Below are 12,520 nucleotides of genomic sequence, written 5' to 3'. Positions count from 1 at the left end.
CCCAGGGCCAGCAGAATGTGGAAGGCCAGGGCCGTCAGGGGCAGGTGGGCCTGAGGATCATCCATCTGCTTGTCTCGCTTGGGTGCGGGCATGATCGTCCTCTTCTCCTTGGCTTTCCAACGACTATAGCTGTTACAAAGGCATTGGGTCAAGGCCATCCGTTAACCCCCAACACTCTTTTGCCCTCCGGGGGCCGCCTGGCAAGGCCGGGATAGCGTCCGCGTGACCGACTACGATCCACGCCGCGGACCCGCCTATCCGCCCTTGACCGTGGTGCCGCGCCTCAGCGTCGGATTTCCGGATTCCTCCAGCGTCTTGCCCCTCGGCACCCCGCCGCCACACGGTGACGGTGCGCATTCGCGCCGCCGGCCAAGAGGCGCTTTCGGGGCAGGTGAAGCTTGATTTGCCGGCCCGATAGTCCGGCGAAAGTTCCCTTAGCAAGTGCCGCTGTCGCGTCCCGCCGACAGGGAATAGGCCAGCCACCCGCAGCCCAGGGCAGCCAGAGGGACAGGGAGGGCCACGCCCAGGACGGTCATGAGCGGCTGCAGAAAGCTGTCCCAACCCAAGGAATAGTGGACGGCCCAAACTCCCGCGCCGACGGCCATCGACCACAGCGCGGGACGTTGTCCGCAGGCCCTGCCGTAGATGCCCAAGGTGAGCGGAACCAGGAGCCCTACCAGCGGCAGCGAGTAAGCGTCTTCGAGCAGGCTGTAGGCGTCCTCGCCCAAGTAGGCTACGGCCACGCTGGCCGCGGATATGAAGACGATGCAGAGACGGGTCAGGAGGTTTGAAGAGAGACGTCCGCGATTGAATCGCTCCAGCAGGTTGAGGGAAAGGATGGAAGCCGGAGCCAGCAAGGCGCTGTCGATGGTGGAGAGAATGGCGGAAGCCAGGGTGAGCAGGAAGATGATGAAGGTCAGCGGACTCAGGAAGGCCTGGCCCAATGCCGGAACGATGGCCTGCTGCTGATCGGCGGGAAGCAGCAGGTGGGCCGCCAGTCCCAGCATGACCGGAATCATGCCGAAAAGCAGGTATCCGGTCCCCGCACACCAGCAGGCTCTTCGGGCTGTTTGAGCCGAACGGGACGCGAAGATGCGCTGCGTCAGGTCTTGGGCGGGGATGTTTCCCAAGGCGGCCACGCAGAAGAGGCTCAGCCAGCGCAGCACTTCCTCCACGTTCTCGATGGGTATGGGGGTCAGCAGCGCCTGGGGAGTCTCCTCCAGCAGGCGAAACCAGCCGTCCGCGATGCTGCCGGCCCCTAGCGATCCCAGCACCGAAAGGGCCAGCACGATGAGTCCGGCCAGCATCAGCAGCAGTTGGATCAAGTCGGTCAGGGTCACCGACCACATTCCGCCCAGGCAAGTGTAGCCGGTTCCGACCACAGCCACCACCAGGATTCCGGTCGTCAAATCGATTCCCGTAGTCAGCTCCAGCATTCCCGCCAGGGCGATGAACTGGACGGCGATCCATCCGAAGTAGCTGGGCACCATGATGAGGGCCGAGAGGGTCTCGGCGGCGCCTCCGAATCGGCGGCGGAAGAAGTCGGGCAGGGTCAGCAGCTTCATCTCCCACAGCGGACGCGCAAAGAAGAATCCGGCGATGAGAAGGCAGCACCCTGAGCCCAACGGTTCCAGGGCGATGGTCCGCAGCCCGCCTTGTCGGACTTCGTCTGCTGCCGTGAGCAGCGTTCCCGCCCCGAACCAGGTGGCCATCAGCGTGGCCGAGGCCAGCGGAAGGGTGAGCCTTCGCCCGGCCACCAGGAAGTCCTCGGCATCGTGAATCCGCCGCTGGGCGACGAAGGCCACGGCGTACATGACCAGCACGTAGCCTGCTAAAACGATCCCTGCAGTCGACCACATGGTATTGAAGGCAGGATTCTACACCCCGGGAGGCCCGGCGGAAACTGGCCCAATCGGGAACAGGAGCCAACCAAGTGCCCTCCCGCTCCGTCAAACTTACGGGGAGAACTGCATCGAAAGGACGATTGATCATGATCAGAATCCAATATTTGCTGCGCAGACTGAAGAATGCGCCGCTCTTCAGCGCCGTTTCTCTTCTCACCCTGGCGTTGGGGATCGGGGCCGTCACGGCTGTTTTTTCCATGATCGAGGGAATCGTCCTCAAGCCGCTGCCTTATCCCGAGTCGGGCAAGCTGGTCAGTCTGCTTCACGTGGCTCCCAAGCTGGCTCCCTCGGGAGAGGGGGTGATCGGCGTTTCCCAGGCCTGCTTCTTTACCTATCGTGAAGAAGGGCAGGCCTTCGAAGATGTCGCGCTCTACAGTCCAACTTCTTTGATCGTGGAGGGGCGCGAACGTCCCGAGCGCGTCCGCGGATTGCGCGTCACCGATGCCGTGTTGCCCTTGCTGCGCACCCGTCCCCTGGCGGGACGTCTTTTCCGCCCCGAAGATGACAGACCCGAAAGCCCGCGCGTCGCCGTCATCAGCCACGGACTCTGGCAACGCCGCTTCGGGGCCCAGGAATCGGCGCTGGGAAGCCAGATGCGGATCGACGGCATTCCCTGGACGGTGATCGGGGTGCTGCCCCCTGGCTTCGACCTTCTCGGCTTGCAGCCTGAAGTCCTGGTTCCCTACCGTTTCGACCGCAATTCGGCCCGCATGAGCAACTTCAGCCATAGGGGATTGGCGCGCCTCAAGCCCCAGGCCGATCTAGAGACGGCGGCGGCGGACGTGGAGCGGATGATTCCTTTGGCCACCGAGAAGTTCCCCAGGGGACTCAACCTGAACATGCTTCGCGACGCAGGATTCGCACCCTATATCCGGCCCCTCAAGGATGAGCTGATCGGAGATGCAGGCCAAGCCCTGTGGCTGCTGCTGGGCGCCGTGGGAATCGTCCTGATCATCGCCTGCACCAATGTCGCCAATCTCTTCCTGGTGCGCAGCGAAGGACGCAAGCGGGAGTTCGGCGTGCGCCGGGCCTTGGGCGCCAGCCGGCTGCAAATAGGCAAAGAAATCGCCGCCGAAAACCTGCTCTTGGCAGCAGCGGGCGGAGGACTGGGATTGCTGCTGGCTCAAGGGGCGATCGAACTGCTGAAAGGGTTCGAACCCTCTCACTTGCCCCGTTTGGCCGACATCTCCATCAGTGTCAGCGTGGTGCTTTTCGCGCTCTCGGTTTCGCTGCTCAGCATGGCTCTCTGTTCCCTTCTTCCTCTGCTGGGCACCCTCAAGCTCGATTTGGTCAAAGCCCTCAAGAGCGGCTCGCGCGGGAGCAGCCAGGGACGTCATCATCACCGTGTCCGCAACTTGCTGGTGGTGGGTCAACTGGCCCTGGCGCTGACGCTCTTGATCGGGTCCGGGTTGCTGGCCCGCAGCTTCTATAATCTGTCCAGGGTGGAACCCGGGTTCCAGCGTCCTCAGGAAGTCGCCACCATGAAGCTCTATTTGCCCGAGGCCGTGGTACCCGAGGCTGAGCAGGTGGCATGGACTCACCGCCAGATCCTGGAGTCGATCCGCAGTCTCCCCGGGGTCACGGCGGCTGGCGTGGTTTCCAATCTGCCCATGGCGCAGGAGGGTTCCTACGACGACTTGCTGGAAGTGGAAGAATTCCCCGTCCCCTCCGGAGAGATGCCCCCGGGACGCCGCTTCAAGTGGATCTCGCCCGGTTATCTGGAGGCCATGGAGATCCCCCTCATTTCAGGGCGCGTATTCGATTGGAACGACGTGCACAATGCCAATTCGGTCGTGCTGGTCAACCGGGCCTTTACCCGTCTTTACTGGCCCGACCCCAGCATGGCGGTGGGGAAGAGGATCAGGGAAAGCGGAGACCGTAATTCTCGGGAGATCGTAGGCGTGATCGGCGACGTGCGCGACGACAGTTTGGCCGCCCAGCCGGAGCCGACCGTCTATTGGCCGCTGATGGTGGCCGGCATGTGGGGGCAGGAACGATTCGTACTTCGCACTCATGACTATGCCGTCCGCGCCCGGGCGGGTGCCGGCGCCTCGCTCAATCAGCAGATGAGGGAGGCCGTCTGGTCGGCCAATGGCAGCCTGGCCGTGGCCAACATGAGGACTCTCGATACCCTGGTGGCCCGCTCCAGGGCTCACCTGACCTTCACCCTGGCCCTCATCGCCGTGGCTGCCGGCGGCGCGCTGCTTCTGGCGATGGTCGGAATCTACGGCGTCATCTCCCACTCGGTCAGCCAGCGCACCCAGGAGATCGGCATCCGCGCCGCCTTGGGGGCCGACCGTCGCGACATCGGCCTGCTGATCTTGCGCCATGGACTGATGCTGACCGGCGCCGGAGTCATCCTGGGCGTGGGTTGTTCGGTCCTGCTGACGCGGTGGATGACCCACCTTCTCTACCAGACCGGCGGACTCGACCCCTTGACCTATTCGCTGGTCATCGCGCTCCTCTCGGCGGTGGCCCTGGCCGCCTCCGGACTGCCGGCCCGCCGGGCCGCCCGCCTCGACCCCGTCGAGGCCATGCGCCAAGAGTAGAAGATACGACGCCTGAGGCCTTGCCTAGGCTCCGGCTTTGCTGTACACATCTTCAGGACCCTTTTCCCTGGCGAATATCTTTGATTCTGGGCGGCAGGGACCGCCGGAGGAGGCTCGTATGGTGATCAGGAGATTCGGTATTTTTTCCGTGGCCAAGATTTTCGGGGCCGTATACGGCACCATGGGATTGATTTTCGGGTGCATGCTCGCCTTGGCTTCTTTGGCGGGTGGATTGTCGGCCATGTCCGACGTGCCGGAAGGCGGCATCATCGGCGCCGTTCTCGGTGTCGGCGCCATCATTATCCTGCCTCTGTTCTACGGCATTATAGGAATGATAGGCGGGGCCATTTCGGCAGCCCTATACAACCTCTTCGCCAGCATGGTGGGCGGCGTGCAGGTTGACCTGGAGCAAGTCCCGGCTCCGGCAGCTAGGCGCAGTCCGTAGAATCTTGATGACCTGCCGGGGGCGTGCTAAGTTCGGCTCATGACTCTCGCCCAGGAACCTCGCCACCCGCACGTCCAGACCCCCTTCCGGCGCTTCGACAGCCAGCCGGGCGGGCCGGTCCTGCACCGCGAACTGGCCGAAACGGGCGTGCGCCGTCTGGGGATGATGGCCCTGGTCTATGCCGCGGTCTCCCTGGCCTACTTCATCATCCCCAAGGTGCCGGTGGCCATGGAGGGGTTCCAGCGCTACTTCGGGCTGGCCATGGTGGTGGTGTCGGTGGGGGTCTTTCTGGCTACCCGCTATCTGGACTGGGATCCCTGGCTGATGCTCGACCTGGGACTCTCTTACGAGGTCCTGGGCGCGCTGGGAATCGAGATCTGGATACTGCGCTGGCAGGGCGGTTGGTGGGAAGGGGCGGAGACCGTTTGGGGGCACGGGATTTCCTGGACCTGCGTGTGGCTGGTCTGTTTTCCGCTGCTGGTCCCGACAACCAAGGGCAAAGCCCTGCTGGCGGCGCTGGCGGCAGCCTCGGTGCGGCCGCTCATGCTGCTCATCGCGATCTCCGGCGGCGCGCCCTCTCCGGATCTGGCCGAAGCCGCCCTGTGGGTCGCTCCCAACTACCTGTGCGTGGGCATCGCCATGGTTTCGGCCCACGTCGTCTACAGCCTGGGCACCGCCGTTTCCGAAGCCCGCAAGATGGGCAGCTACCAACTGGTGGAGCGGCTGGGAGCGGGCGGCATGGGCGAAGTGTGGAGGGCCCAGCACGAGATGCTGGCGCGTCCGGCGGCGGTCAAGCTGATCCGTCCCGAAGTCTTGGGCGTGGACGAAGCGCAAGGGCGCCAGTTGACGGCCCGCTTCGAGCGCGAGGCCCGGGCCACCGCCAGCCTCACTTCGCCCCACACGGTGGGCCTCTACGATTTCGGCGTGGCGCCTGACGGCACCTTCTACTACGTGATGGAGTTGTTGCAGGGGCTGGACCTGGAAATGCTGGTGGAACGCTTCGGACCCCTTCCCGCGCCGCGTGCCGTTCACTTGCTGCGCCAGGCCTGCGCCTCGCTGCGAGAGGCCCACGCGGCTGGAATCGTCCACCGCGACATCAAGCCCGCCAACCTCTACGTGTGCAAGCTGGGCCTTGAGCACGATTTCGTCAAGGTCTTGGATTTCGGCCTGGTGAAGAAGATCGAGGGAGACGATCAGTCGACCGCACTGACCCTTGAAAACACCACTGCGGGCACGCCCCAGTTCATGGCTCCCGAAATGGCGCTGGGTAAGGACTTTGACGCGCGCGCCGACATTTACGCCCTCGCTTGTACCGCCTACTGGATGCTGACCGGATGCCACGTATTCGAGGGCGCCGGCGCCTTGCAGGTCATCATGGAACACGTCCAGACTCCGCCCATAGCGCCCAGTCAGCGCACCGAACTGAGCATCCCTCAGGGCCTCGATGAACTGATACTGCAGTGCTTGGCCAAGGATCCCGCCCGGCGTCCCGGCAGTGTGGAAGCGTTCAGCCAGGGCCTTTGCGCCCTCGACGACCAATCGTGGACCGAAAGCGACGCCGCCCGCTGGTGGGCCCTTCACCTCCCGGACCTGACCGGGAGGAGCAGCCGAGGTTCGGCGCCGCCCGCCGCGTAAAGGCTCAGACGGCTACCACCAGACCGCGGAAATCGGTTGGGGAAAGGTCGGTCCACTTGCGGAAGGTACGCTGGAAGTGGCGCAGATCGCCGAAGCCCGAGTCAAAGCAGGCCTCGGTGACGGAGCAGTCGTCCTCAAGCAGCAAATCGATGCAGTGCTGCAGCCTGACTCGTTGCATCCACTGAATGAAGGGTATTCCGACTTTGCGATGAAAGTAACGGCAGAAATAGCTCTTCTCCAGGGCCGCGATCTGGGCCGCATCTTCCAGGGTGATCCTGCCGTCGAGATTCTCGAGGATGTACTCCTCCAGACGGCGCAGCCGGGCATGGTAGTCGATGGCATAGCGGTTGGTCGCACCCGGAAATTGCAGCCGCCAGGCTTCGCCGGGCCCCAGCCCCTCGTCCGAAGGTGAGGACACCAACTCCAAGCCCACCAGGGATGATCCGTTTTCCAGGGGCTTTTGAAAGCGCACGAGCGCATCGCTCATGAGGGCGGATCCGGCTTGGACCGAAACTAGGTCCTCGGGCGCAAGGGGCCCGCAAACGACCGCCAAGCCGCCTGGGCTGACGTTGAGGGTGATACCCTTCTGCGGCGCTTCCTCACCGCTTTTGATTTGAACGGCGACTTTCAGGGGTTTTCTGGGGCACCGCCGCCTGTCCTGCGTCATGACAGCCTCTCTTCGCGACCATTCGGCGGCCGCTACCCACATCATCGGCGCCGAGGGGCGATTAGCATGTGATCCAACTCACGCCTGGTCTCGCAGGAGCGCTGAAGGAGACTAAAGAAAGATCTTGATTTCCCGGCACTGTCTATCTAGACTTCCGGCAATGTTGGCACGGGCTGCCACAGTCCGGCCAACTCCGTTATTTGGGAGGAAACCAATGAACAAGTTGTGGTGCGGAATCGTGGTTGTGGCGCTGTGTCTTTCCGGTCTGCGCGCAGGCCAGGCCAGCGGTAGCTACAAAGAGGCGGAGGGTGAATTCACGATCGGCTATGCGGTGGCCGAGCGCGATGCCGCCAGCGGCGCCGTGCGCATCCTGCTTGCAGCCGAAGCGCCCCAGTTGCAGGATCGCGATCAACACCTGGATCGCCTCGACGCTCTCTGCGAGGCTGCTCCCGGGGGCTGTCTGATCGTGGAGCCGACGCCCGAGGGTGACCACTTCAACGTTACGCTTCAACTGGAGGAGCTGAGCTACGGGGGAGGCGGTCAGTATGATTCTCAGATCGAAATCAGCGCCCACAAGGCCAGCGGCAAGATCGACAGCGAAGTCCTCAGCGGGCAGTTGAACGTCACCTTCGAAGCCGACTTCCTGCCGCCCCGGAAGGCCAGCGGCGACCTGCCTGCTGACGGAGGGGAGCCGGGCGCGGCTCTGATGGCCCAGATGGAAGCCATCGCCTCGGGCGACCGGGACGCCATCCTGCGTACGCTCACCGAGGAGCAACGTGACATGTTCGCCCAGCTCACGACCGAGGAGCAGGAGCAGGCGCTGGCCGACTCCGCCGAGTTCGCCCCCCAGAACGTCAAGATCACGGGCGGCGTCCTCTACGACGGCTACGCCATCGTCGAGTACCAGGCCGAGATGTTCGGAGAAGCCGTCACCGGACGGGCCTTGCTCTCTCGAGAGGGAGACCAATGGCGAGTCCGCGAAGTCTCCAACTCCGCTGGGTGAGGGCCGCTTTCAAGTCTACTGGGAGCGCTCTTCAAGGGTGCAGCAGCGGACGGGGACGTCGTTGGGAGTGGTCAGGCTGAACCGTTCTCCGGCTGCCAGCTCGGCCGCGCCGGGGACGCGGAAGCGATAGCCGCGAAAGCTGGCCGGGTCGAACTTGAAGCGGATCCGCTCGCCAGATCGTGATTGGGCGGTCACGGTCAGCCGGGCCGAGTCGACATCGGTGATGCAATAGTCCTGCATACCTCGCGTATTGGGGCGCCGTGACCGTCCTGCCTTGGCTCCTTTGCCCTCCCCTTTCTGGCCTCGCGCCGCTTCCACTTGCAGGCGGTCGAACTTCTCTCCCGGAGGACCCACGATGGAGAAACGCTCGCCCTCCTCGACCCCGGTCAGATTGGCCCGGAAACAGCGGCCCTTGAAGACCGAGGGAGGCATGCGGAAAGACAGCGTTTCGCCGCTCTCGCCGCGCGCCGTCACCACCCAGGTGCGCGAATCGATGGAGTCGATTTCATACTCGCCCGGCTGGAAGAAGGCGCCGACAAGAAAAGCCATGCCCCCGGTCAACACGAGCACAAGCAGCAGAATCAGTCGATTTGTCGCTTTCATGACCTGCTAGTGTACCTGTCCCCAGACCGCGCTCACAAGATGGCTTGTCCGGCCGCGCTCTGCTAGACTCGACCGGCTATCGCTTTAGGGCAATTACAAAACATCAGCCAGTGACTGCAATCTGCCGTCACGCAACAGCGTGGATTGTCATGAAAAGAACCCTCTGCCTGCTTCTCTGCTTGTTCCTGGTCTCGGCAACCGCCTTGCCAGCGCCTCCTCTTCAGCAGCCTCAAGACACGGAAGATTCGGACAGCCGTATGAATTCGGCCACCTTCAAGGGCCTGAAGATGCGCGGCATCGGCCCCGCTTTCATGTCGGGACGCATCGCCGATCTGGTCATCCACCCCGAGGACGAAAGCATCTGGTATGTGGCCGCGGGCTCGGGAGGAGTGTGGAAGTCGGTCAACGCCGGCACCACCTGGACCTCGATATTCGAAGGACAGGGAAGCTACTCCATCGGCTGCCTCAGCCTCGACCCCTCCAATCCACATGTTCTCTGGGTGGGGACGGGCGAAGACGTGGGAGGACGCCACGTGGGCTACGGCGACGGCATCTACCGCAGCGACGACGGCGGCAAGAGCTGGCGCAACATGGGGCTGAAAGATTCCCAGCACATCGCCCGCATCATCGTCAGTCCCGAGGATTCGGACGTCATCTACGTCGCCGCCCAGGGACCTCTCTGGAGTCCGGGCGGAGAACGTGGATTCTTCAAGTCGAGCGACGGCGGCCAGACCTGGAAGAAGACGCTGGGGGACGAGGAGTGGACCGGAGTCACCGACATTGTGGCCGATCCCAGGGACCCCAACCGGGTCTACGCCGCCACCTGGCAGCACCACCGAACCGTGGCCGCCTACATGGGGGGCGGTCCCGAGTCCGCCATCCACCGCAGCGAGGACGGCGGCGAAACCTGGAGCAAGCTGAGCAAAGGCCTTCCCGAGGGACCCAAGGGCAAGATCGGCCTGGCCATCTCGCACCAGCAGCCCGACGTGGTCTACGCCGCCATTGAACTGAAGCGCAAGACGGGAGCCGTTTACCGTTCGACCGACCGCGGAGAGAGCTGGGAAAAGCGCTCCGACACCGTCTCGGGAGGGACGGGTCCCCACTACTACCAGGAACTCTACGCCTCGCCCCACCACTTCGACCGCCTCTACCTGATGGACGCCTGGATGCAGTTCTCGGTGGACGGCGGCAAAACTTTTCAGCGCATCAACCGCGAGCACCGCCACGGCGACAATCACGCCCTGGCCTTCAAGCCCAGCGATCCCGACTACATCATGGTGGGCACCGACGGCGGCGTCTACGAGAGTTTCGACTTGGCCGACAACTGGCGCTATATCCAAAACCTGCCCCTGACCCAGTTCTACAAAGTGGCCCTCGACGATGCCGAGCCTTTCTACAACATCTACGGCGGCACCCAGGACAACGGCACCCAAGGCGGCCCCTCGCGGACGGACAACGTCCACGGCATCCAGAACTCCGACTGGAGCATCGTCCTGAACTGGGACGGGCACCAGCCGGCCACCGAACCGGGCAATCCCGACATCATTTACGGCGAACGCCAGCAGGGGACCCTCTCGCGTATCGACATCAGCACCGGCGAGGTGGTCGACATTCAGCCCCAGCCGGGAGCCGACGAAGACTACGAACGCTTCAACTGGGACGCTCCCATCCTGGTCAGTCCCCACGACCCCGCCCGTATCTACTTCGCTTCCCAGAGGCTGTGGAGATCGGACAACCGGGGAGATGAGTGGCGGGCCGTCTCGGGCGACCTGACCCGCGACCAGGAACGCATCACCCTGCCCATCATGGGCAAGCAGCAGAGCTGGGACTCGGCCTGGGACGTCGGGGCCATGTCCAACTACAACACCATCACCTCCATCGCCGAGTCTCCCCAGTTCGAGGGGCTGCTCTACGTGGGGACCGACGACGGGCTGCTGCAGGTGAGCGAGAACGGCGGCGACAGTTGGCGGGCGGTGGAAGTGGGCAGCATGCCCGACGTCCCCGGCACGGCCTTCGTCAACGACATCAAGGCCGACCTGCATGACGCCGACAGCGTCTACGTGGCCCTCGACAACCACAAGTACGGAGATCTCACGCCTTACCTGCTCAAGAGCAGCGACCGCGGCGCTACCTGGACCTCCATCCGGGGCGACCTTCCAGACCGCACCCTGGTGTGGCGGGTGGTGCAGGACCACGTCAAACCCGAACTGCTCTTCGCCGCCACCGAATTCGGCATCTATTTCACCGTTGACGCGGGCGGCTCCTGGATCAAGCTGGAGGGCGGCATGCCCACCATCTCCTTCCGCGACCTGGCCATCCAAAGGCGGGAGAACGACCTGGTGGGGGCTTCCTTCGGGCGCGGCTTCTATGTACTCGACGACTACAGCTCCCTGCGCGCTGTCTCCGAGGAGACACTGGCCGCCGAGGCCGCCCTTTTTCCCACCCGCCAGGCCTGGTGGTACTTTCCACGTCCCGATCTCAGCTTCGACGATGAAAAAGGGTCGCAGGGAGCCTCTCATTTCGTGGCGCCCAACCCGCCCTTCGGGGCCGTCTTCACCTACCACCTGCGCGACGGACTGCAGACCCGGGAGCAGAGGCGCCAGGAGACCGAAAAGCAGTTGGAAGCCGGCCAGGATGTACCTTTTCCGGGCTGGGACGCCCTCAGCCAGGAAATCGCCGAGTCCGACCCCAAGATCTGGATCATCGTCAAGGACTCCCAGGGCAATACCGTCCGCCGCGTCAGCGGACCCGTCGGCAAAGGCCTGCACCGCGTGGCCTGGGACCTGCGCTATCCGTCCCCCCAGGCCCTGCGGACGGGCTCCGGCTCGCCCTCAGGCCCCCAGCCCTCGGGAATGATGGCGGCCCCGGGAACCTACTCCGCCACCCTGTCCAAGGAAGTGGGCGGCGAGATCACCAGCCTGGGCGCCTCGATCGAGTTTGAGGTTGTGCCTCTCATGGAAGGGGCCTTAGAAGGCAGCTCGCCTGCCGAGACGGCCGCCTTCTGGAGGGCCTATGAAGGAGCCGTCCGCGTGGCTTCGGCGGTCAACCAGGCCCTGGGCAACGAACTGGCCCGCCTCCAGGCCATGAAGACGGCTCTGCAGCGCACGCCGGCAGCGCCGGGCCAACTCGACACCCGCCTCAACGGCCTGCGCAATAGGCTCCTGGAACTGCAGGAGCGGCTCTTCGGCAACCGTGCCAAGAACCAGATCGGCGAGAAGACCAGGCCCACGGTGGGCTCGCGGCTTTTCGCGGTGCAACGGGGCATCGAGCGGTCCACCTACGGCCCCACGGCGACTCACCGTCAGCAGCTCGAAATCATCAACAACCAACTGGAGCAGATCAAGTCCGACCTGGAGTCCGCCCGAAGCCAAGCAGATGCTCTCGGCCAGGACTTGCAACAAGCCGGCGCCCCCTGGGTAGAAGGCAACCGGCTGCCCAGGTAGGTAATGCCCCTTGAAAAACAAGAGGTGCAAAACAAGTCCCGTGGGAGGCGCATCCTCGCGGCGATTCCCACAGTTGTTCCTGGAAGTCTCCGGAGCTGACTTGTTTGCGGGGTGGCCAGCCAAGTTGTCCCGGCCAGCCCCCTTGCGACATCACCTGCATCGCCGCAAGGATGCGCCTCCCACCAGGCCAGGTCCGGCTCGCCGAGGGCGAGCGATTCACTAGCCTGGCCTAGTGCTGCAGGTCATAGATTGTGGGCCACGGCCCTCCGTT

General features: G+C 64.0%; 8 protein-coding genes. 5 read left to right on the top strand and 3 right to left on the bottom strand.

Translation table 11 applies throughout. From position 1 onward, the window contains the following. Positions 1-434 precede the first annotated feature (434 nt). Positions 435-1,859 carry a sodium:solute symporter family protein gene (locus tag VLU25_05005; protein HSR67279.1) on the bottom strand — a complete coding sequence of 475 codons (1,425 nt, stop codon included), beginning with the start codon at positions 1,857-1,859 and terminating at the stop codon, positions 435-437. A gap of 131 nt (positions 1,860-1,990) precedes the next feature. Here VLU25_05005 and VLU25_05000 point away from each other — a divergent pair, with 131 nt between their 5' ends. The 3 genes from VLU25_05000 to VLU25_04990 all read left to right on the top strand — a co-directional run bounded on the left by VLU25_05000 (position 1,991) and on the right by VLU25_04990 (position 6,533). Further along, positions 1,991-4,453, top strand: a complete 2,463-nt coding sequence (locus VLU25_05000; GenBank protein HSR67278.1) for an ABC transporter permease — start codon at positions 1,991-1,993, stop codon at positions 4,451-4,453. A 118-nt stretch (positions 4,454-4,571) separates the two neighbouring features. After that, positions 4,572-4,898 carry a hypothetical protein gene (locus tag VLU25_04995; GenBank protein HSR67277.1) on the top strand — a complete coding sequence of 109 codons (327 nt, stop codon included), beginning with the start codon at positions 4,572-4,574 and terminating at the stop codon, positions 4,896-4,898. Positions 4,899-4,937: 39 nt separating this feature from the next. Then, the gene (locus tag VLU25_04990) at positions 4,938-6,533 is read left to right on the top strand and encodes a serine/threonine-protein kinase (protein ID HSR67276.1); all 1,596 of its coding nucleotides are present in this window, start codon (positions 4,938-4,940) and stop codon (positions 6,531-6,533) included. A gap of 4 nt (positions 6,534-6,537) precedes the next feature. Here the strand turns inward: VLU25_04990 and VLU25_04985 are convergent, their stop codons facing one another. Continuing rightward, positions 6,538-7,200, bottom strand: a complete 663-nt coding sequence (locus tag VLU25_04985) for a helix-turn-helix domain-containing protein (protein HSR67275.1) — start codon at positions 7,198-7,200, stop codon at positions 6,538-6,540. Between the two features lie 214 nt (positions 7,201-7,414). Here VLU25_04985 and VLU25_04980 point away from each other — a divergent pair, with 214 nt between their 5' ends. Then, complete coding sequence (locus VLU25_04980; GenBank protein HSR67274.1) at positions 7,415-8,203, top strand: hypothetical protein; 789 nt, start codon at positions 7,415-7,417, stop codon at positions 8,201-8,203. 15 nt (positions 8,204-8,218) lie between these two features. On the opposite strand, the gene VLU25_04975 is transcribed toward VLU25_04980, so the two are convergent. Beyond that, positions 8,219-8,806, bottom strand: coding sequence for a hypothetical protein (locus tag VLU25_04975; GenBank protein ID HSR67273.1), 588 nt, complete (start codon positions 8,804-8,806; stop codon positions 8,219-8,221). A gap of 149 nt (positions 8,807-8,955) precedes the next feature. On the opposite strand from VLU25_04975, the gene VLU25_04970 reads away from it, so the two are divergent. Next, on the top strand, positions 8,956-12,249 hold the full coding sequence (locus VLU25_04970; GenBank protein ID HSR67272.1) for a glycosyl hydrolase: 3,294 nt from the start codon (positions 8,956-8,958) through the stop codon (positions 12,247-12,249). Positions 12,250-12,520 lie beyond the last annotated feature (271 nt).

Source organism: Acidobacteriota bacterium, assembly GCA_035471785.1.
In the GTDB taxonomy this organism is placed as follows: domain Bacteria; phylum Acidobacteriota; class UBA6911; order RPQK01; family DATIPO01; genus JANQFM01.
The sequence above is the reverse complement of the archived record's forward strand: the minus strand, read 5'-3'. Positions and strand labels throughout refer to the sequence as shown.